This window comes from Parabacteroides sp. D25 (assembly GCF_000307475.1).
Taxonomy (GTDB): Bacteria; Bacteroidota; Bacteroidia; order Bacteroidales; family Tannerellaceae; genus Parabacteroides; species Parabacteroides distasonis.
This window is the reverse complement of sequence record NZ_JH976500.1, coordinates 331,729-352,731: the sequence shown is the minus strand read 5'-3', so window position 1 is coordinate 352,731 and position 21,003 is coordinate 331,729. Positions and strand designations below refer to the sequence as shown.

Sequence of the window (21,003 nt, the reverse complement as noted above, 5' to 3'; positions counted from 1 at the left end):
AAACGAGGTATCAAGACATAGGAGGGGCACGAAGTCCCGAGGCACTCACTATCCAAGTATCGTGCAGCGACTCAATGTAGGGGGCGTTCTCGTGATCAAGGAGCTGTCCGCAAAACGCCAGTTCAGGTGGATAAATGTAATCAAATAAAACGAGTAACGGCATCAGATGTATATCCACATCTCCATCCATAAAATGAGAAATATGCGTACTGAAATAGGCCAAGTTATGCCCGTCGCAACCGCAATCATGCGTATCAGTGCTTTTATCGCCATGCGCTTGCTCCGCGGTCAAGGATTGATAACAAGGCATCCCGTCCCGGTGATGATGGTGAGGGATAACCACAGAAAGCAATGCCAAGATGCCGGCCATCAGCACCACGTATTGTACAACCCTCTGTTTCATTTTCTCACGCATGGCACAAAGATAAGGATATTTTTCCGTTTTTTACATGAATGTTGTAAGTTTGCGGTAAATAAAAAGATAGATGAAGTTTGGAGTAAATAAAAAGGTATTATTATATACCGCCGGTTGCGTATGGATTTTCGCCGGTATCAATATCTTACGCATCGGTATCGTCACATGGTTAAACGATACCCATTATTGGTTATTCAAGATCGGAGAAGCGACCATCGTTTTCTTACTTTTCTTCAATTTGGTCTTTAAACGGCTTTTCTATAAACATTCCGAACGGATCTCCCGGAAAAACGGGAAACATTGCCCGTTCTCTTTCTTCGACGTGAAAGGTTGGATTATCATGATCTTCATGATCGCTTTCGGGATCACGATCCGCACGTTCCATTTACTGCCGAATTCTTTCATTTCCGTATTCTATACGGGATTATCCACGGCGTTGATCATAACGGGATTCTTATTCTTGAGACAAGGAAAAACCGTTGGGAATTGAGAATTGAAAATTAAAGATACAACAATCAATAATTTTCAATTCTCAATTCTCAATTTTCAATTCCCAAGCTTTTCGCAGATCAACTCAGCCGCCTTCTTGCCGCTCATCAGCATGCCGCCAAAGATCGGTCCCATACGGAAGCTACCGCTTACGCCGTTAGCGGCCATACCGGAAACGAATAATCCCGGGTAGATCTCCTTCGTGTTCTCCACCGTCGTCTGCTCACCCAGCTCCACATTCAAGGAACGCTCGCCGATCACGCCTCCGGTCGGTGTATTCAATTGGATATCATTCTTACGGGCTACCACACGGGCGATCTCGCAATCATGCCCCGTACCTTCCAAGACAGCCTTTGCCATGATCGTCAACGGATCCACGTGCATCCCCTCACGGATTACCGGAGCCCAGTTCACTACCACACCAGCTACGGCATCGTTATGAAACACCACGTCCTCTACCGAATAGCAGTTAAAGATCGTAGCGCCCGCCTTCGTCGCCTGATAAATCAAAGCGGAAGTGGTATGTACCGAATCCATGATATACGTGCCGTTAGCACCCTCCTTATAACTTACGCCCAATTCCTTGATAATCGGCATAGCCTCTTCCTGCACCACGATATCGTTGAACATCATAGCGCCGCCCCACATACCTCCACCGGGAGCCAGCTTACGATCAAACAACGCCACCTTCTTACCGGCTTTCGCCAAGAAATAAGCGGCCACGATACCGGAAGGTCCCCCTCCCACGATCGCTACATCCACAGACAAGTTGCTCTTCAACTTCTCGAAGTAAGAGTCAATGATTCCACTTGAAACAATCTGTTCCATCTTAATAACTAATTAAAGTTTAAACATCAGGGAGCACATAGAGGTAACGCCCCCTTTATTTCCTAGTTCTACCTTATTTTCCCTTCGCCGGCATTACCCGGATCAGGTTCGATGGGTATAATCTCAGCCCGTATGACTCGGGCACCCCTATGTGAAAAGTCGGGGGCAAATGTACAAAAAATTAGTATATATGTACTCAACAGAGCCATAAAAGGCAAAAAACGCTCAGCCAAACAAAATGTAAAAAGTTTAGTCTTCTTCCGACCAGTCATCAGACCAACCGAATTCTTTATCCCGGAATAATTCAGCTAATCCCGAAATCTGCTTGAACCGAAGTAACTCATTTTTATCCATTCCAATATTACGCATGATCCACTTATCAGACATCCCAGATTTGACCAACTCCGTAACAATCTCCGTCATAAGTTCCAAGTTGTGCATCCCTCGAGCCCTGTTATGGCGAATGGTTGAAGCCATTCGGTTTGAAATATCTTTCTCAATCACCGTTACTGGCAACATTCCTTTCTCACGATCATAAATCCTTTGAGATTGCTTCATAACCAGATAACGATGATAACCATCTACTATCTCATATAAATCATCCTCTTCAAGATAATAACAGACGCAAGGCATCGTATAGCCATCCTCCCAAATGGAAAGTTCCAATAATCGCATTTCCGGTGGTGCCATGATATTAGGGTTATAGCTGTTGGCTACAATTTTTTCTATAGGGACAGCCCTAACACCATATGCCGGACTAACAAAGTTTCCCATGCTTATAAAAATTATATTTGTCCATTACTTCTTTTCTCATATCCCTTTCTCGTTTTGTCTGGGAAAAACCCATATACTTACATGTATGATCGTTTTTCAAAATACAAACACACATACGTTTGTAAGTAGGGATTTCTTTAAACTCAGGTATATTGATATCATCGATATACTCCATCCGTACCGGTTTCTTATCCGTATGGTAAGCGGTACATTCTTCCACAATGATAGGAATATTAGCCGCCCGTAACTTAGCGATAGTCTCCTCACTGAGGCATCCTCCTTTTTCTCTCCAGAATTTACGGCTGACTCTTAACTTATTCAAATAGTTCTCACGAGTTTCTTCGGGTAAAGTATTTAGGAGAAAATACATATATTTCTCCCAAGAGAACCCGGCTGGGCACTTGATAGCCCTCCATCCCATAGCGGAGGTATTCCCATATATACCGGCAAAGCCAACACCGTTTACACGTCCAACCATCCTCCCCCACATGTCGGGATCGACAACTTTGTAAATGAACAGTGTGGATATCGCTTGGGATATGAATGGGCTCGCCACACGTTGCCGGGACAAAGGCACCCCTGCTTGATAATACAAATCATACAAATGATTATATGTCCAACCGAACTTTCCGTTCGCTATCCAGATATCCTGAGTTTTCCAATCATAAATAGGATATGCGTTATATATAGAATAATTCATTCTGCGAGTCCATTTATAATTAGCTAGTTTTCTGTAATTCTTATCACTATGTATGGCCCGCCACCTATTAAAACTCTCTTGGGTACGGATACCAACAAGGCAACATATACGCCGGCCCATTTTCCGTTGATACAACCAAAAAGGGAACATATTCTGAAAATCATAATCCCACATGTCCTCCTTGAAAAAGTCAAAGTCTTTCGCCCGGAGACATGAATGGGGCATCTCTCGAACCCAGATATCCCGGTACTCCTCGCTCCAAGGTCTCCAATATTGTTGAAACATAGATGTACATGTCTGGACTTTAAAAGGAACACAACAATGATAAATATCAAGGATATCGGAATTAGCGGCATAAACCTTTTCCACATATTCGGTCGTCTGGCTGTATTGAACCTCATAATCCATATGAAATACACCTAATTTTCGTCCCGGAGCGTATCTACGAATATAATCTACACACAAATTCAACAGTACACCACTATCCTTTCCGCCGGAAAAAGAGACGTATACGTAATCGAAATAATCAAAAATGATCTTCAATCTTTTCTCTGTCGCCTCGTACACATCCATTCTTCGCATCATGACTCTACCTCCGGTAAATAATGCATTTTATCATAATTTTTCCACTCAACACATGTCTGGAACTTTTTTTGTGAGAACACTTTTACATGACGTTTATGCACAACAGCCATAAGTGAAGCTTGAGATGAAAAATCCTTTATGACTTCTTCAAGAAGTTCACTCAATACCGAAGGATCATCACCACTCACGAAATAATTGTCTATAGAGTAATAGAGATGTCCTTTTTTTACAGGCATAAAACCAACAACAGCTGTTTCATGAAAGGCTATATACCAAACGTGGCTACGAGATGTTTTAAAAGGGTAATTGTTATTTTGTCGCAAAATGGCTGGATTCATGACCAAAGGTGCGACAAGTTCATATAACAATTTGTCCGTTCCCTGCAATGTCATAATTTTCATGGTCTGCACTTAATAATATTACCATGCAAATTTAGGCATTATATATAGATACCGTAGCCACAAAAACACAAAAATGTAATTTACTCTATTTATATTTAGTCACTCGCTCATAATCGATAACGCCTTTCCAATTCATACAAAAAGCGAAATCATACAGATGGCCCTCGCTATCCGTATAGCATTTCATATCCCGGGGAACATCTTCGAATTGCTCCTCCACGATACGCATATCTGCCGGCATCTGCAAAGGCAACAAAGCGGAAGGCTCGGCTTTTCCACTGATGATATCCAAGACCGCTTGGTTTTGTACACCGAAGTTCACCAGAATGGCATCCGCCGAACCCTCGAACTCGGACATAATCGTAGGCTTATCCATCTCCAAAGATACGATTACAGGCTTACCTTTCATTTTAGCCTTTGTCTCCAAAACAGAAAGCATATCCTGCTTATTAGCTGTTTTCACGGACTTACCTTTATAAGAACGGTTCGTGAAATTCTCAAACGGATCTCCCCCCGCCAAACTTGGGTTACGGGCATAGGTAGCGGTATAATCATTATACTGTAAACTGATAGGCATATAACCGTTTCCACCTTTCTCACAATCGGATTTATCATACCCCGTACCACTGTTCGGGCTCGTCATAAAGACGATGGCGAAATCCGCCTCATCGGGATTATCAACGACCGTAAGATACCATGACCGATACCCTCTACTAAAGCTTGCGCATTATTATTCCAGCGAGCCGCCACTTTCGGGCTTTGCACTCTCGTAACCAATACATGACGAACATTATCCTCGGTGAGGAATTTACGCTGCGCATCGGAAAGATCGGATGGCTGGGCTCCACTCTCATCAAAAGATTTGCCATTGTAGGTAGAAGTTCCAAACCCTTTCGAGGCACCGGGGATAGATTGATGGGCGCTATAAAGCATCAATCCGGCGATTTCCTCTGTAGATACTGTCCGGCCAAATCAACGGCACGTTCCTCGGGCGTAAGACGCCAATCCTCATACGGATCAAGCCGCCCGTTCCGATTCAGATCTTTGAAGGCATATCCGTCAACAGTAAGAAGTCTCACCCCCGAATTGGCGGAATATCCTAATACAGCTCCTTCTTGCTGGGTAACGATACGGATAGAATCTTTCTCCACCTCCGTCCACTTCGTGCCCGAACAAGCACAGGTGGAAACTAACAAGGCGCCCAACATACCATGGGTCAGCCGAACAGTAATAAAAGGTTTTCGCATACTTTCTTAGTTTTAATAGGTTAATCTCTATTCAATAATGGTTTCTCAAGAATACGATTTATCCGAAATGAGACGGACGCTTATTCAATCTGCGCTCGATAAAGCTTTTCATAAATTCCACGGTCTCGTCGATCCCTAATACGGATACATCGATCGAGAAATTATAAGAAGAGGCCATTCCCCATGTCTTATTCGTATAATAATTATAGTAAGCCGCACGGGATTTATCAGTCTTCTCCATCATGTTCTTCGCCTCTTCCACCGTCACACCATGCCTTTCCACGGTCTTTTGGACCCGGCTCTCCACTGAACTATGGATAAAGAAGCTCAAACAAGCCGGATTATCCCGGAGGATATAATCAGCGCAACGCCCTACCAAAACACACGACTCAGTCTCCGCCAATTTACGGATAGCGTCACTCTGTATCTTAAAAAGACCGTCATTAGACAAAATATCATTATAAGGCGTAAACATCCCTCCCATAAAAGAAGAATACCCCATCGTAAAAGCGTACGATAAACCACTGGAGGCACGTTCGTCTGCCTTCTCGAAAACATCCTCGCATAATCCACTCTCACGGGCCGCCACGGTAATCAGTTCCTTATCATAGTAACCGATACCCAACTCCTTCGCCAAACGTTGTCCGATCTCGCGGCCACCGCTTCCGAACTGGCGGCCTATCGTCAATATGATTTTATTATCCATAGATTTCAAGTTTAATTCAACCATCTACAAACGTACAAAATTATTTTTAAAGCCACGATAATAATATAATAAACACTAAAACAAAAAATAATCAAAGTTTATACTTACATTTGTTTTCGAATAAATTTAGTACACTCAATTTATCATGAATAACATTCATTCCAATACAACATTTCTTAATGAGGCTATAGACAAGAAGACCGATGTAGAAGATGAAAAGACCGACTTGATTTTGGCCAATATGATTGATTTGCGAAAAACGATGTCGGATGTATTGTCACTTCTTCTTGGAGCCAAAAAAAACTCGGTTATTGACCAAGCGCTATTCCGCATCTTACAATTTTTCGATGTGGATCGGGTGTATATCGGAACATTTGACGAACAAACTCATACTGTTGATTTTACGAATGAAGTTACTTGTGATGGCATTATCTCTATGCGAGAGGATTTACTGCGTCAACTCCCGCAAGACGAGATTCCTTGGTGGTACGACAGTATCAAAAAGGGCATGGATATCGTTATTCATGATGTCTCTAAAATGCCGGAAGAGGCGAAGAGTGAGCAGCATCTTCTGATTTTGCAAGAGGTTTCATCCTTATTAGTCATCCCTATTTTCAAGCAAGGCAAACCATCCGGATTTATCGGCTTTGATTCTGTAAAAAAGAAACGGAACTGGAGTGCCTTAGATATAGAGAACTTACATATGTTGGCTGATATCCTTTCCATAGCCATTGAAAGAGGGGAAGTTCAAGGATTAGTAGAACATACGGCTATGCAAGTCATGAAAAGCGAGACGAAGTTTAAGATCATTTTCGACAAGATGCCTTGGGGCGCCGAACTTTATGATGAGAATGGAGTGTTGGTAGATATCAACCAAGCGGATCTCGATATTTTTGGTGTTACCCGTGAGCAGGCCGTGGGACTGAATATGTTCGAGAATCCTAATATCCCGAAATATGTAAACCAAAGCCTCAAAAACGGAAAAGATATATTCTTTCCTCTTAATTATGATTTCAAGGTTGCTTCTCAAAACGGCTATTACGATAGTCATCATGATTCTAAAACAAAGCATCTGTTGGTAAAAGGAGTCACATTAAAAGACTCTCTTGATAATATATTCGGCTATATTTATATTGTATTCGACGATACCGAGAATCACATCAAGCGGGAACAAATCGAAAATAGCCTAGCCCGGCTAAAAGTATCGGTAGATACCGGGGATTCCATTCTTTGGGAATACGATGTAGAGAATGATAAATTGACCGTAGATTTTGGCCTCAATGAAGACATTAATAATAATGAGGGGCTAAAAGCGATTCATGATTACAACTTCAAGAATCAAGAAGACTATAAATCCTCAATCCATCCGGATGATTTTGACCGGGTATATAATAAACAGTTCAAACCTCTCCTGCAAGGGAAGATCAATAACTTCGTAGCGGCCTACAGGCGTATCCTCAATGGCAAAACATTCTGGTTCAACTCCAATGTACGCTCCTATAAATTCAACGATGACGGAACGCCTAACAGGATCGTAAGCTATACCTCCAACATAACCCAGCAACGGGAAAAGGAGATCGAGCTAATCAAGGTAAAGGAAGCTGATAAATTGAAGTCCGCATTCTTGGCGAATATGAGTCATGAGATACGCACGCCGCTGAACGCTATCGTCGGGTTCTCAAATATAATCGCCGAGATTGATGATGAGGTAGAGCGTCAATCTTATTTAGATATCATTCATAAAAACAATGATTTGCTACTGCAACTGATCGATGATATCCTTGATTTCTCTAAAATCGAGGCGGGAACCATGGATTATCATTTCGAGGAAGTGGACATCAAGGATATATGTGGCGAAATCGCATTGGCAGACTCTATAAAGATGCCTTCAGACGTGGTTCTTATCTTTGATCTCGGCTCCCCATCCGTAATCGTTAAAACCGATGAGCGGAGGGTTATGCAAGTGATATCTAATTTCGTGAATAACGCTATCAAATTTACCACAAAAGGAAGTATCACGATTTATTATGAGATAGAAGGGGATTTTATCCGAGTCTGCGTGAAAGATACAGGTATCGGTATCTCCGCGGAAAACCAAAGACGTATATTCGAGCGATTCATCAAGGTAGATACTTTCCAGCAAGGTACGGGATTGGGATTAACCATCAGCCGAACCATTATCGAGGCATTAGGAGGTAAAATCGGCGTAGACTCTGAAGAAGGGGTGGGTTCCACTTTTTGGTTCACTCTGCCTTTGGACACAAAACGGACTGATATTGAGCTTTCACCGGATATCCCCGTCCAATCCGAAGAAACGCCCCGTTCAGATAGGCATCATTCCATCTTAATCGCCGAGGACGTTTATGAGAATTATTTCCTTTTGGAAACCTTGTTTGGCAAGCAATACCAACTTTATCATGCGCTAAACGGGCAAGAGGCTATCGATATGTTCGAGACATATCATCCGGACCTAATCCTGATGGACATAAAAATGCCGGTTATGGACGGATTCGAAGCGACTCGCAGAATCCGCACCTTATCCAAGACCATTCCGATCATAGCGCTCACGGCATTCGCTTTCGAAAGGGAAAAGGAGATCGCCAAACAATGTGAATTCACGGATTATGTAGTGAAGCCCATTGATATAAAAGAACTAAAGAAATTAATCGTTAAGGTATTGGCATAAAAAAGCGTGTTGCGACAATCGCAACATGCTTTTTTTTACTTAGGCATCGGAGCGGCAGAAGGAGGAGGCGTTCCCAATCCCCATTCCTTATTCGCTTTCGGCCCCATCTCTAACTCTAACAAACCACCAGCGGCGATATCGCTATGATTGAACCAAGGCTGGTTCAAGGTTACGCCGTTCAACTTAGCGGATTGTACGTATTTATTCTCATCGGATGCGTTATTCGCACGGATCTCGAACGTATTGCCGTTACCCATATCCACTTTCACGTCGGTAAACATCGGGCTACCGATATTATAGGTAGGAGAACCCGGAGTCACCGGATAGAATCCCATCTGGCTGAAAACAACGAAAGCGGACATACCACCACCGTCCTCATCGCCCGGCACACCCATCAAATCATTGCGGAACCATTGATTCAATAAGGTACGAATACGTTTCTGGGTCATCCAAGGCTTACCCGCATAATTATACAAGTACGGGATATGCAAGCTCGGCTCATTCGCCATAGAGAACATACCTACGTTACCCGTATGATCCGGAAGCGTGGAATAGAATTGCCATTTAGACATACCCAGCGGCGTATTGAACATGGAATCCAAGGCAGAGGTAAACGCCTCATTGCCTCCGATCAAAGAGATCAAGTCACCGATATTATGCTGTACGTCCCAACGATAAATATATCCGTTATTCTCATCGTAATAATCACGGGCACCTAGACCGCCATCATAACGGTAATCCAATGGATAGATAAACTTGCCATCCTTATCTTTCGGATGGAAGAAACCTGTCTCCGGATTAAATACGTTCCGGTAATTGTAAGAGCGACGCAAATAATAATCCGCCTCGTCTTTCTTTCCCAATTCTTGAGCGATCTGGGACAAGCACCATTCATCATACGAAGTACCTAAAGTCACGGCGATCGGCTGACGTTTTTCCCAAATGGATACGTTAGGCACCGTCTCTTTCTCTCCCGGTCTCAATGCGGGAATATAGCCATGTTCCTTGTAGAAATCATCCAACCAACCGGCGGGAGCGGCAGACCACGGGATCAAGGTCTTTTCCTCGATACCTTTCTTACAAGCGATATAGGCTTTTTCCAGCTCAAACCCACGCAAGCCCTTGCGGTAAGCGTCGATCACGGTAGCGACAGCATGGTTTGAGTTCATACGGCGTGTATCTCCTGTCACCTCCGGGAAGGTAGGCATCCAATCGGTACCCATCTGCTCCGCCATCAGGAGATAAGAGTTGATGATATCGTTCTCACGCTCATTATCGATCAAGACACGCAGGGGATGTGTAGCACGGTAGGTATCCCAAATCCAGTCGTCCGTATAGAAAGGCCGTCCGCCATCCTCATGGATCTTTCCGTCGAAAGCACTGTAATAATGTCCGTCCTCGCTCAAGTTTATCGGGCGTTCGTAGCAACGATATAAAGAGGTATAGAATACGGTCTTCTCATCCTTGGTACCACCTTGCACTTGTATTTTACCTAAAGCATCGTTCCAATCGTTGCGGGCGATCTTCGCTACCACATCCACGTCGTAAGCGGCGATCTCACGCTCCAGATTCTTCTTCGCCTGTTCCTCGCTGATAAAAGAGATACCGTAGCGAACGCCAAGTTTCTTCACGTCCTCCCCGAAGGAAAGGGCGATAGCGGCATTGGTACCTTCCACGGAGGTCTCGTCATATTTGACACTGCCGTTTGACAATACACCCGCTTTCACAGGCTTCTGGTTTGTCTCGGCATATAAAAAGACTTTCGTTTTCTTATCTATATATTGATAACCGCTTACGGCGTTACCATTTACTTGTAGCTGTCCGTTACGGCTGTTAAATACCAGATAAGCCGGTCCCTCTTTCTCGAAAGTGAGCGAATATACGGCACTTTGATGGGACGGGGCGAAGTCCACGTCGATTTCCCCATTATCCAGATATACCTGATAACGGTATGGCAAGATCTTCTCCCGGTCATAGCTATAAGCGATCACGGGTCGCAAGCCGGATTCGTCACCTTGATAAGGGCATAAATTGAACGCAGAACGCTCACGATGGTTTGTCACGATAATAGGCAAACCGCCCAGACGGTCGCCCGTGAAGTCCGCACGCTCCGGATATACACGTAGCATACTGTTCGGCAAATGCACGGTCGGGAAAGTAGGCACCAATAAATGGCTGATGTTTCCCATATAAGGATTCACGTAATCCACCGGGTCCATCGCCGAAGGAGGAGTCCCTCCGCCACCGGCGCATGACACCCATAGGAAAGCGGAAGCCAAAAGGGCCATCGAAGTTTTAAGCTTTGTCTTCATTTTGTCGATTATTAATTCGTTAATTATTCTTTGCTTCTCAGCCGGGTACTTTCCCGGCAATCCGTGAGACGTTGTCTCACGGGTAACAGAGCAAACCGCTCACTGGTAAGGGAGCTATTTACTCAGCCGTCTTCGGACGATTTTCTGGGGCAGCTCCGAACTCCTTATTCGGCGTGTTGCCCATCACAAAGGTAAGATTCCCTCCCTTCACGATATCATCATACAGGATATAAGAATTGTTATAAGGTTTACCATTTAGCAACACGGATTGGATATATACATTCTCCTTGCTGTTGTTCTGGGCTACGACCTCGAAAGTTTTACCCTCCGGCAAATGAACGGAAGCCTTATCGAATAACGGGCTACCGAACACGAATACGCCATTGGAAGGATTCACTTGGTAAAATCCCAAGGCAGACATGATATGCCAAGCGGACATCTGGCCACAATCCTCGTTTCCGATGATGCCTTCCGGCTGGTCGGTATAGAACACATCTTGAATGTAACGAACTTTCTCGGCTGTCTTCCATTGCTCGCCGGCGTAAGGATACAAGTAAGTAACATGATGGCTCGGCTCATTTCCATGGGCGTACATGCCGATCAAGCCACTGATATCCGGAGAGGCGTTCTCTCCTAACTCACCTTCCACCAAGAACAAAGAATCCAGTTTCGAGATAAACGGAGCGTCGCCACCCATCAACTCGATCAAGCCTTCCGGATGCTGGGGCACGAAGAATGTATAATGCCAGCCATTTCCCTCACAGAAATCGCCTACGCTATGTATGGACTGGATCGGATCGTACGGCGTACGCCAGCTGCCATCATTCATTTTCGGACGGATAAAGTTGATATCCTTATCGAAATACTGCGTATAATATTTACCACGTTTCAAGTAATTCTGGTAATCCTCCGTCTTGCCCATTTTTTTCGCCATCAAGGCGATACCCCAATCATCAGCGGCATATTCCATCGCGATAGAAGTAGCCTCACGTACCTTATCACAAGGGATATAGCCTTTTTCCAACACGTACGGCACCCCGTTTTGCTTCTCATAGACAGATGAAGCAACCATATAACGATACGCACGGTCGGCGTCAAAGCCGGTAAAACCTTTCAGATAGGCATCTGCGATAATAGGCACAGCGCTATATCCCGGCATTTGGTCCGTCTCACCACCAATCAACGGCCAGATCGGTAATTTCTCTTGCTGGTCGTAAATGCTTAACATCGAGTTCACCAAATCCGACACATATTGAGGCTTGATAATCGTGAACAACGGATGCAAGGTACGATACGTATCCCATAGAGAGAAAGTGGAATAGTTCTTCCAAGTATTGTTCGTATACACCTTATCGTCATGGCCACGGAAATCGCCATTCGCGTCGCAATACAACGTCGGAGCGATAAACGCATGGTACATGGCGGTATAGAAAATCTTCTTGGCACGCTCATCTTTCGTATCGATGGAGATACAAGACAATTGGTCATTCCATTTATCGATAGCCTCGTTACGAACCTCGTCGAAATCCCAATGAGAAAGCTCCGTACGTAAGTTAGCCAAGGCATTCTCACAACTTACGGAAGAGATAGCGACCTTTACCAAGGCGGTCGGGGCATCTCCCTTAAAGGTAATCACTCCCTTAACGGACTCGCCCGTCAACTCATCATTACCTGCGGCCTCATCATCGTTGAATACAGCCAAAGACTCGATCGGCTGATCACATTTCAACGTAAAGAATACTTTGTGACGTGGGCTCCAACCTTTGGAAAAGCGGTACCCCTCGATCGTGTACTCATCAATCTTCTTCAAATAAGTGTCATACGCTTTATCACCGATACCCTCCTTCAAGTTGATCAAGAGGCGATGCTCACTTCCCGACGGATACGTATAACGATGTAAGGCTACACGCTCGGTCGCTGTCAACTCCGCCTTTACGCCATTATCCATCAGCAAAGAGTAATATCCCGGAGCTACGGCTTCGTTGGCATGTTTATAATAGGAAGAAGCGGCTCCCTCTATATTATCTTGCTCGCCACGGGCGGTACGTACCTCGCCCGTATAAGGCATCAGAAGGATATCCCCCAGATCAGAACATCCGGTTCCGCTCAAATGCGTATGACTAAATCCGATAATGATACTATCGGAGTAATGATAACCGGAACACCAGTCCCATCCCTTAAAAATATTCTGAGGACCTACTTGAACAGCTCCAAACGGAACGTTCGCCCCGACAAATACGTGTCCGTGTTCTCCCGATCCGATATAAGGATCTACATATGCGGTAAAGTCTGTCTTGTTTTCCATCTTCTCCGGTGTAGCACAGGAGTATGCGAAAAATGTCAGGCATATCGCTATGCCTGACATTAATGGTTTATGAATGAAATTCATCTTAATTGCTTATTTCTTCTTTTTACTAGGTTTTACAGAAATAGGGGAAAGTTTATTGATCCCTTCCTCGTTTACGGAGAATGAGTAAGGCATATCCTCCGGATTAATACCACGATTCATATTCGGCTTGTCACCCATCTTGAAGTCGATCACGCCACCCTTAAACAAATCGTTATGATCCAAATAATTCTTGGTGTAGTTCTTGCCGTTGAACGTCATAGATTCGATATAGATATTCTTATCGCTGTTGTTCGGGGCGTTGATCACCAAGTTGTTTCCATTCTCAAAATGGATCGTAGCCTTCTTGAACAGCGGAGCGCCCAACACATATTGGGTCGTACCCGGAGCTACCGGATAGAATCCTAACGCTGAGAATACATACCAAGCGGAAGTCTGGCCATTATCCTCATCACCGCAATAACCATCCGGACCCGGAGTATACATCTTATTCATTACTTGACGCAACCAATATTGAGCCTTCCAAGGTTGACCCGCATAGTTGTATAAATAAATCATATGCTGGATCGGCTGGTTACCGTGAGCGTAGTTACCCATATTCATCACGGTCATCTCGCGGATCTCGTGGATCACACCACCGTAGTAGCTATCATCGAACAAAGGCGGTACAGCAAATACGGAGTCAAGCATCATCACAAATGAATCCTTACCGCCCATCAAGTCGATCAATCCCTGAGGATCGTGGAATACAGACCATGAATAGTGCCAGCTATTACCTTCCGTGAAAGCGTCACCCCATTTCAGCGGAGAGAACGGAGCCATGAACTCGCCATTCTCATTCTTGCCACGCATCAACTTGGTTTCCTTGTCGTACAGGTTCTTATAGTTCAACGCACGACGGGCATATAAATCCAATTCCTTTTTCGGACGGCCTAGTTGTTTAGCGATCTGCCAGATACACCAGTCATTGTAAGCATATTCCAATGTACGAGCGGCATTCTCGTTAATCTTCACATCGTAAGGAACATATCCCAACTTATTATAATATTCATGCCCCAGACGTCCTGTAGAAGAAACCGTCGGATGAACGTTTTCCGTACCATGGATCAAACCTTTATATAGAGTCTCCAAATCGTCAACCTTCACGCCTTTCATATAAGCGTCTACCAAGATAGATGCCGAGTTATTACCGACCATGCAACCACGGTGGCCCGGACTTGCCCATTCCGGGAAGAAGCCGCTTTCCTTATACGTATTGATCAAACCCTCTTGCATTTCCTTGTTTACAGACGGGAACATCAAGTTCAAGAATGGGAACAAACTACGGAACGTATCCCAGAATCCGGTATCGGTAAACATATAACCGGGTAATACCTCACCATTATACGGGCTGTAATGAACCACCTCGCCTTGAGCGTTGATCTCATAGAACTTACGAGGGAACAACAATGAACGATAGAAGCAAGAATAGAAAGTACGGTATTGATCCAAATCTCCACCTTCAACCTCGATCTTGCTCAGATGCTCATTCCAAACATCCTTACCTTTCTGAACCAAAGTATCAAAGTTATCGTTACCTAATTCCTTCATATTGATAGCGGCCTGATCGAAGCTAATAAATGAGGAAGCCACCTTAGCGTGGACGATCTCACCTTTCTTCGTCTTGAAACCGATAACGGCTCCTACATGGTCACTCGTTTGTTCCTTCGTTCCCTCTTTCAAGGAAGCGTCAGCAAATGTAGCCTCGTATGTGAAAGGTTTATCAAACTCGATCACAAAGTAATTCTTGAAATTATCGGGAACCCCACCGCTATTCTTCGTTGAATAACCGATGATCTTATTCTCCTCCGGAATTACCTTGATATAAGAGCCCTTATCCAAGGCATCCACCACGATATAAGAATGCTCGTTTTCCGGGAAAGTGAAACGGAACATAGCCGCACGATCTGTCGGCGTTAATTCCGTCACCACATCATGCTCCGCCAAATATACCTTATAATAATAAGCCTTGGCGATCTCCCCTTTGTGAGAGAACCAGCTCGCACGTTTATCTTGGTCGAACTCCGGTTTACCAACCACCGGCATGATCGCAAATTGTCCGTAATCATTGATCCACGGACTTGGCTGATGGGTCTGTTTAAAACCACGGATCTTGTTAGCCGTATATACATACTGCCATCCATCTCCCATCTTACCAGTCTGAGGAGTCCAGAAATTCATACCCCACGGACGAGCGATAGCCGGATAGGTATTTCCTGTAGACAACTCATAGGAAGATTGCGTCCCCATTAGCGGGTTTACATACTCTACTGGGTCAAAAGACTCATTCACAGCCGCTGCCGCAGGTTTCCCCACCCACATCAGCATCGCCGCTAAAGCTAAAGCCCAAACGCTTTTTTTCTTCATGATATAGCTATTTAATTAATAATATAATTTATCCGTTTTTGTGTTTTATATTCATAGTTAGACTACAAATATCCATTTAATTAACATGAATAGAAAGTGATCCTCGTGTCATTTATTTAGAAATATCCCTTTCTTTCTTATGAATTTCTGGCATTATACGAATATAGGTGCAAATCTAACAAAAAGAATTAGAAAAAAGAAATCCAATGAGCCAGATCATACTCTGTTCATCGCACTTTTATCACTATCGAAAAAGATTAAATATCACATGCTAGTTCCGTACGAACTATGTCTATTCTAGAATATAATATTACATATAAATGTAATCAATCTAAACTTAATTTAAAACAAGAGCAAAATGACAAAGAATGAATCTAAGCTATTATCCCTTCAAGGGATAGCTAAAGCCTCAGCGTTCTGTTTGTTGCTTTCCGCTTTTTCTGTAAACGCCGCAATGGCCGCTCCCGCTCCCGCAGGCACGGTTGATGAAGTAATGGCAGTGCAGCAAGGCAAGAAAGTAACAGGTGTGGTTGTTGACGGTACAGGTGAGCCTGTTATTGGCGCTAACGTGGTGGTGAAAGGCACTACAAACGGTACGATCACCGATTTTGACGGTAATTACACGATCGAGGGTGTGTCCGCAAACGATGTGTTGGTCGTTTCTTATATCGGTTATCTGTCTCAGGAGATCCCTGTGGGAAGCCAATCAGCGATTAACGTTACTTTGAAGGAAGATACTCAAACTTTGGACGAGGTTGTGGTCGTAGGTTATGGTACGATGCGTAAATCAGACGTGACTGGCTCCATTGGTGTGGCTAAAGGTGATGACTTGACAAAGAACCAAAACTTTAGTGCACTAGACAATTTGCGCGGTAAAGTATCTGGTGTTAACATCTTCTCAAACTCCAGCCAGCCGGGTGCTTATTCAAACCGTGTCGTTATCCGTGGTATGGCTACTATCAACGCTTCTTCAAATCCTCTATATGTAGTAGACGGTGTCGTTATGGAGAACTTCGATTTGGTGAACCCGAATGACATCGAGTCTATGGAGGTATTGAAAGACGCTTCCGCAGCCGCTATCTACGGTGCCCGTGGTGCCAATGGTGTTATCATGGTAACTACAAAGCGTGGTAAGAAAGATGGTGAAGGCGTACAGGTTAGCTATCAAGGTTCTGTCAGTGCAAGCCATATCGCTCGTAAGATGGATACGATGAACGCCCAAGAATGGTGTGATGCATTCATGATTGGTTTGGAAAACGAGAATAAGTGGCAAGGTAAAAATTGGTCTTTGAACCGTGCTGATTGGTTTAATGATTCAAATTTCTTTGATGCAAGCGGTAATCCTCTGTATGATACGAATTGGCAAGATGAGGCAACTCGTACCGCAGTTTCTCACAACCATCAGTTGAATATACAACAGGCAGGTAAGAACTCTTCAATGGGCGCTTTTTTGAACTATACAGATCAGCAGGGTATCGTAAACAATACGTATAATAAGCGTATTAATGCGAAATTGGCATACGACGCTAATCCTACGAAGTGGTTGTCTACGGCGGTCAATGTATTGGTTAACCATACATGGGGTCGCTATACGCCTGAGGATGGTGGTGGCCAAGAGGCTCGTCGTACCATGATCGAAATGGTTCCTTGGATGCCGATTCGCGATAAGGATGGTAAATATACCACTTCTACCTCTTCTTCCATTGGTGATGTATTAGGCTTTGAGGGTATGTCTAACCCTGTCATGATCTTGGATATGCAAAAACGTATGCGCTACAACACGCAGGTGTTTGGTAACGCCGCTTTGACATTTCATTTGGCTGAAGGTTTAGATTTGAAAACTCAATTAGGTCTTGATCACCATAATAGAACGTATAGAGGTTATTCTTCTATCGATTTGAACAACATCTCCATGCCGAACGGTTGGGCTGAGTACCAAAACTGGAATACGCTTTATTGGCAAGAGGAGACTTACTTGACTTACAATAAGGCATTTGGCGATCATCGTATCAACGCAATGGCTGGTTTGTCTTGGCAAGAGCGTGTACAGAAATGGAATAAGGCTCGTACGACAGGTTTCTCAGATGATTTCTTTGAGGACAATAATATGTCAGCAGGCACAACACCTGATGCTCCCGAATCATCTTACGATCGTTGGGCGATGAACTCTTATTTCTTGCGTTTCGCTTATACATATAAAGATCGTTACTCCGCAACCGTAACAGGGCGTGTCGATGGTTCCTCTAAGTTTGGTGAGAACAACAAATATGCGTTCTTCCCATCCGCTGGTTTGGCATGGAATGTCATACAAGAGGATTTCATGCAAGATCAGAACACAATCAGCAACTTGAAGTTGCACACAAGTTATGGTTTGACCGGTAACTCCGAGATTGACACTTATAAGTCATTGGCAAGTGTTTCTTCCGGTACGCTTCTTATCAACGATGTACGTGCTCCGTATTCTTACATCAGTTCTATGGCTAACCCTGATTTGAAGTGGGAGAAGACCGGTCAGTTTGATGTTGGTTTCGAAATTGGATTTTGGCAGAACCGTTTGTCTTTCGATCTAGCTTACTATAACAAGAAGACAACCGACTTGTTGTTGGATTGCCCGATTCCTCACACGACAGGTTTCACTACGGTATATAAGAACATCGGTTCTGTAAGAAACCAAGGTATGGACTTGATGATCAGCGCACGTCCGGTTCAGACTCAAGACTTCAACTGGAGTTCTACGATCAACTTAAATTTCAACAAGAACAAGATCCTTCAGTTGGGTGACAATAACGAGGATATCGAGATGAACAGCTGGGTAGGTGGTTCTGAAAGTATCTTGCGTGTAGGTGAGAACATGAGTTCTTTCTATGGCTACAGACGTTTGGGTGTTTATACGGAGGAAGATTTCAACAACGGATTGTGCGAGAAGAACCAGATCGGTCGTGCGAAACGTACGGATAAGAAAGAGATCATCGGCAAAGGTATGCCGGACTGGACTGGAAGCTGGATCAACAACTTCTCTTACAAAAACTTCGATTTGACGATGGACTTGCAGTTCGTATGGGGTGTTGAGACAATGCAACAGTTCTACCACTCTACTTACGACCGTTTCGGTATCACGAATGGTTTGAGCAATATTTTATATGACGCATATAACGGATCGAACCCGAACACGATGCAACAGGCTGTTTACTTATGTAACGCAGGCCATGCAGGTCAGGATACGACAGTAGATTCTCAATGGATCGCTAATGGTTCTTACTTGCGTTGTAACATGTTGCAATTGGGTTATACTTTTGACTCAAACGTGATTGGCAAGATCGGTTTGTCCGCTTTGCGTTTGTACGCAAGTGCGAATAACTTATTCTTGATTACAGCTAGCGATTTCACTGGTTACGATCCAGAGGGTACATCACAAGGTGATAGTAATAAGTTCGGTCAGAACATGGTATTCTTCTCTTATCCGAGAGCGAGAACATTCACGTTCGGTGTTAATGTAACATTCTAATTCATTTAATCAGTAGAGTAAAAAAATGAAAAAAATATTGACAGTAGCGATTGCATGTGCTTGTTTAACCGGGTTCAGCTCATGTAATGATTTCTTGGAAGAGAAACCGCAGTCATCGTTGACAGCCCCGGATTATTACCAGACAGAGGCTCAAGCTCAAGCTAACGTGAACTATTTGTATCGTACAGGAGCTTCAAATAAGCTCACAGGTGCGGGTAGTGCTTATGTTGGTCCGTTTGCCTCTATCACAGGACAATTGACTGGTTACTTTACAAACAGTTATGAAGGTCAGGAGTTGACTTGTAAATATTCTCGCGAGTTGACTCGTCAGCAGAATACGATGACTGTTTCCGTAACTATTGACGGTATATGGGATGATTGCTACAAGGCTATCAACGTAGCGAATGGTGCGATCAAGCATATTCCGGAAATCTCGATGGATCAATCTTTGGCCAATCGTCTGGTTGGAGAGGCTAAGTTCTTCAGAGCATTCAACTATTTCAACTTGGTAAAGATCTTTGGTGGTGTTCCATTGACAGTAGAACCTTACGAATCTATGGAGAACATGTATTTGGAGCGTGCTTCCGTAGAGCAAGTATATGCTCAGATCGAATCCGACCTGAGGGATGCCGTTAATGCATTGCCGGCTGCTACTTTCTACAACAATGGTAACCGTATCACGAAGTATGCGGCAGCGATGGTCTTGACTTCCGTTTATATGCAACAAGGTAAGTATGCGGATGCGGCTTCTGCGGTAAAGACTGTGATCGATTCTCCGCACGCTTTGGCAACCAATAATGACTTAGCGCTAGGTTCTGCCTATAATAAGATCCGCACGACAGACGGACTAGATGAGTCTATTTACTCTTATGAATACAACGCTACGATCAGTAACGGTGGTTGGTGGCCTACTTATGCGTTCAACTCAGCGGCTACAGCTATATTTGGTACGTATTCTATCTTTGAGCGTACATACGGGCCAACGAATCAATTCTTGAACGTGTATGCAGCAAACGACTTACGTATTCAGCCAAATCAATTCTTCCATTGGGATTATACAAATCCGGACAATGGCAAGACTTGGACGGCTCCTAAGGATGCTTGTGGCTGTTGGTTCTGGTATGATGAGGACGCTTTGTTGAACTCAGGACGTTCTACGAAAGACCGCGATATCTATCGTTATGCGGAGGCTTTACTTGACGCTGCTGAATCTATCGCTCAGTCTCAAGGTGTAACAGCTGAGGCTGCCGGCTATTTGGCACAAGTCAAGGCTCGTGCAAACATGGAAGGCAAGACGGTAGCCGCAATTACTGCCGATCTTCAGAAATTAGGTAAGCAGGCCTTTATCGAGGAATGCTGGACAGAGCGTTTGCGTGAGTTCCCGTTGGAATTCAAGATTTGGGATGACTGTTTGCGTACAGGCAAGTTCCCTGTAATCTCTTCTACAGAGAAGGGTAAGGTTACATACGTTGACTTAGTTGGCGCAAAGAACGCTTCCGGCGCAACCTTCAAGTCTTCCGACTTGCTATGGCCGATCTCTTTGAACGAGATGCAACGTAACCCGAGTTTGACTCAGAATGAGGGCTATGCCGTTCAATAATA

At 44.1% G+C, this 21,003-nt stretch carries 16 protein-coding genes and 1 riboswitch; of the genes, 4 read left to right on the top strand and 12 right to left on the bottom strand.

Features of this window, described 5'->3' with window-relative positions; translation table 11 throughout:
* Window positions 1–10 precede the first annotated feature (10 nt).
* Entirely contained in the window at window positions 11–415 is a 405-nt protein-coding gene (locus HMPREF0999_RS01360) for a DUF6769 family protein (protein ID WP_009274976.1), read from the bottom strand.
* Between the two features lie 70 nt (window positions 416–485).
* Here HMPREF0999_RS01360 and HMPREF0999_RS01355 point away from each other — a divergent pair, with 70 nt between their 5' ends.
* A complete protein-coding gene (locus HMPREF0999_RS01355; RefSeq protein ID WP_009274975.1) occupies window positions 486–905 on the top strand; it encodes a hypothetical protein in 420 nt (139 codons plus the stop codon).
* A 56-nt stretch (window positions 906–961) separates the two neighbouring features.
* Here HMPREF0999_RS01355 and HMPREF0999_RS01350 read toward each other — a convergent pair whose 3' ends face one another.
* The 8 genes from HMPREF0999_RS01350 to HMPREF0999_RS01310 all read right to left on the bottom strand — a co-directional run bounded on the left by HMPREF0999_RS01350 (window position 962) and on the right by HMPREF0999_RS01310 (window position 6,145).
* Window positions 962–1,732, bottom strand: a complete 771-nt coding sequence (locus HMPREF0999_RS01350; protein ID WP_005857953.1) for a sulfide-dependent adenosine diphosphate thiazole synthase — start codon at window positions 1,730–1,732, stop codon at window positions 962–964.
* Between the two features lie 62 nt (window positions 1,733–1,794).
* A riboswitch (TPP riboswitch) is annotated at window positions 1,795–1,891 on the bottom strand.
* 90 nt (window positions 1,892–1,981) lie between these two features.
* Window positions 1,982–2,506: an IbrB-like domain-containing protein gene (locus HMPREF0999_RS01340; protein ID WP_005857955.1), complete on the bottom strand. Its 525-nt coding sequence runs from the start codon at window positions 2,504–2,506 to the stop codon at window positions 1,982–1,984.
* Window positions 2,490–3,791 carry a DUF3440 domain-containing protein gene (locus HMPREF0999_RS01335; RefSeq protein ID WP_005857957.1) on the bottom strand — a complete coding sequence of 434 codons (1,302 nt, stop codon included), beginning with the start codon at window positions 3,789–3,791 and terminating at the stop codon, window positions 2,490–2,492. The genes HMPREF0999_RS01340 and HMPREF0999_RS01335 overlap by 17 nt, the downstream gene beginning before the upstream one ends.
* Window positions 3,788–4,192, bottom strand: a complete 405-nt coding sequence (locus tag HMPREF0999_RS01330) for a hypothetical protein (RefSeq protein ID WP_005857959.1) — start codon at window positions 4,190–4,192, stop codon at window positions 3,788–3,790. The genes HMPREF0999_RS01335 and HMPREF0999_RS01330 overlap by 4 nt, the downstream gene beginning before the upstream one ends.
* Window positions 4,193–4,277: 85 nt before the next feature.
* A complete protein-coding gene (locus HMPREF0999_RS01325) occupies window positions 4,278–4,835 on the bottom strand; it encodes a glycoside hydrolase family 3 C-terminal domain-containing protein (protein WP_005857961.1) in 558 nt (185 codons plus the stop codon).
* Window positions 4,832–5,125, bottom strand: a complete 294-nt coding sequence (locus tag HMPREF0999_RS01320; RefSeq protein WP_005857963.1) for a hypothetical protein — start codon at window positions 5,123–5,125, stop codon at window positions 4,832–4,834. The genes HMPREF0999_RS01325 and HMPREF0999_RS01320 overlap by 4 nt, the downstream gene beginning before the upstream one ends.
* Window positions 5,125–5,439, bottom strand: coding sequence for a hypothetical protein (locus tag HMPREF0999_RS01315; RefSeq protein ID WP_005857964.1), 315 nt, complete (start codon window positions 5,437–5,439; stop codon window positions 5,125–5,127). The genes HMPREF0999_RS01320 and HMPREF0999_RS01315 overlap by 1 nt, the downstream gene beginning before the upstream one ends.
* Before the next feature lie 58 nt (window positions 5,440–5,497).
* Window positions 5,498–6,145: an AAA family ATPase gene (locus HMPREF0999_RS01310; protein WP_009274974.1), complete on the bottom strand. Its 648-nt coding sequence runs from the start codon at window positions 6,143–6,145 to the stop codon at window positions 5,498–5,500.
* A 145-nt stretch (window positions 6,146–6,290) separates the two neighbouring features.
* On the opposite strand from HMPREF0999_RS01310, the gene HMPREF0999_RS01305 reads away from it, so the two are divergent.
* Window positions 6,291–8,831, top strand: a complete 2,541-nt coding sequence (locus tag HMPREF0999_RS01305; protein ID WP_008779642.1) for an ATP-binding protein — start codon at window positions 6,291–6,293, stop codon at window positions 8,829–8,831.
* A 35-nt stretch (window positions 8,832–8,866) separates the two neighbouring features.
* Here HMPREF0999_RS01305 and HMPREF0999_RS01300 read toward each other — a convergent pair whose 3' ends face one another.
* From HMPREF0999_RS01300 to HMPREF0999_RS01290, 3 genes are all read right to left on the bottom strand, one after another.
* Window positions 8,867–11,143, bottom strand: a complete 2,277-nt coding sequence (locus tag HMPREF0999_RS01300) for a GH92 family glycosyl hydrolase (protein ID WP_009274973.1) — start codon at window positions 11,141–11,143, stop codon at window positions 8,867–8,869.
* Window positions 11,144–11,261: 118 nt separating this feature from the next.
* On the bottom strand, window positions 11,262–13,532 hold the full coding sequence (locus HMPREF0999_RS01295) for a GH92 family glycosyl hydrolase (RefSeq protein WP_005857972.1): 2,271 nt from the start codon (window positions 13,530–13,532) through the stop codon (window positions 11,262–11,264).
* Between the two features lie 9 nt (window positions 13,533–13,541).
* Complete coding sequence (locus tag HMPREF0999_RS01290) at window positions 13,542–15,896, bottom strand: GH92 family glycosyl hydrolase (RefSeq protein ID WP_005857974.1); 2,355 nt, start codon at window positions 15,894–15,896, stop codon at window positions 13,542–13,544.
* 358 nt (window positions 15,897–16,254) lie between these two features.
* On the opposite strand from HMPREF0999_RS01290, the gene HMPREF0999_RS01285 reads away from it, so the two are divergent.
* The gene (locus HMPREF0999_RS01285; protein WP_009274972.1) at window positions 16,255–19,401 is read left to right on the top strand and encodes a SusC/RagA family TonB-linked outer membrane protein; all 3,147 of its coding nucleotides are present in this window, start codon (window positions 16,255–16,257) and stop codon (window positions 19,399–19,401) included.
* Between the two features lie 25 nt (window positions 19,402–19,426).
* Window positions 19,427–21,001: a RagB/SusD family nutrient uptake outer membrane protein gene (locus HMPREF0999_RS01280; RefSeq protein WP_009017172.1), complete on the top strand. Its 1,575-nt coding sequence runs from the start codon at window positions 19,427–19,429 to the stop codon at window positions 20,999–21,001.
* Window positions 21,002–21,003 lie beyond the last annotated feature (2 nt).

Coding starts and splice junctions, on each gene's coding strand:
- HMPREF0999_RS01320 (WP_005857963.1), bottom strand. CDS start 5,125: ATGCTTTATAGCGCCCATCAATCTATCCCCGGTGCCTCGAAAGGGTTT.
- HMPREF0999_RS01295 (WP_005857972.1), bottom strand. CDS start 13,532: ATGAATTTCATTCATAAACCATTAATGTCAGGCATAGCGATATGCCTG.
- HMPREF0999_RS01300 (WP_009274973.1), bottom strand. CDS start 11,143: ATGAAGACAAAGCTTAAAACTTCGATGGCCCTTTTGGCTTCCGCTTTC.
- HMPREF0999_RS01290 (WP_005857974.1), bottom strand. CDS start 15,896: ATGAAGAAAAAAAGCGTTTGGGCTTTAGCTTTAGCGGCGATGCTGATG.
- HMPREF0999_RS01280 (WP_009017172.1), top strand. CDS start 19,427: ATGAAAAAAATATTGACAGTAGCGATTGCATGTGCTTGTTTAACCGGG.
- HMPREF0999_RS01350 (WP_005857953.1), bottom strand. CDS start 1,732: ATGGAACAGATTGTTTCAAGTGGAATCATTGACTCTTACTTCGAGAAG.
- HMPREF0999_RS01340 (WP_005857955.1), bottom strand. CDS start 2,506: ATGGGAAACTTTGTTAGTCCGGCATATGGTGTTAGGGCTGTCCCTATA.
- HMPREF0999_RS01330 (WP_005857959.1), bottom strand. CDS start 4,192: ATGAAAATTATGACATTGCAGGGAACGGACAAATTGTTATATGAACTT.
- HMPREF0999_RS01325 (WP_005857961.1), bottom strand. CDS start 4,835: ATGACGAGCCCGAACAGTGGTACGGGGTATGATAAATCCGATTGTGAG.
- HMPREF0999_RS01315 (WP_005857964.1), bottom strand. CDS start 5,439: ATGCGAAAACCTTTTATTACTGTTCGGCTGACCCATGGTATGTTGGGC.
- HMPREF0999_RS01310 (WP_009274974.1), bottom strand. CDS start 6,145: ATGGATAATAAAATCATATTGACGATAGGCCGCCAGTTCGGAAGCGGT.
- HMPREF0999_RS01335 (WP_005857957.1), bottom strand. CDS start 3,791: ATGATGCGAAGAATGGATGTGTACGAGGCGACAGAGAAAAGATTGAAG.
- HMPREF0999_RS01355 (WP_009274975.1), top strand. CDS start 486: ATGAAGTTTGGAGTAAATAAAAAGGTATTATTATATACCGCCGGTTGC.
- HMPREF0999_RS01305 (WP_008779642.1), top strand. CDS start 6,291: ATGAATAACATTCATTCCAATACAACATTTCTTAATGAGGCTATAGAC.
- HMPREF0999_RS01360 (WP_009274976.1), bottom strand. CDS start 415: ATGCGTGAGAAAATGAAACAGAGGGTTGTACAATACGTGGTGCTGATG.
- HMPREF0999_RS01285 (WP_009274972.1), top strand. CDS start 16,255: ATGACAAAGAATGAATCTAAGCTATTATCCCTTCAAGGGATAGCTAAA.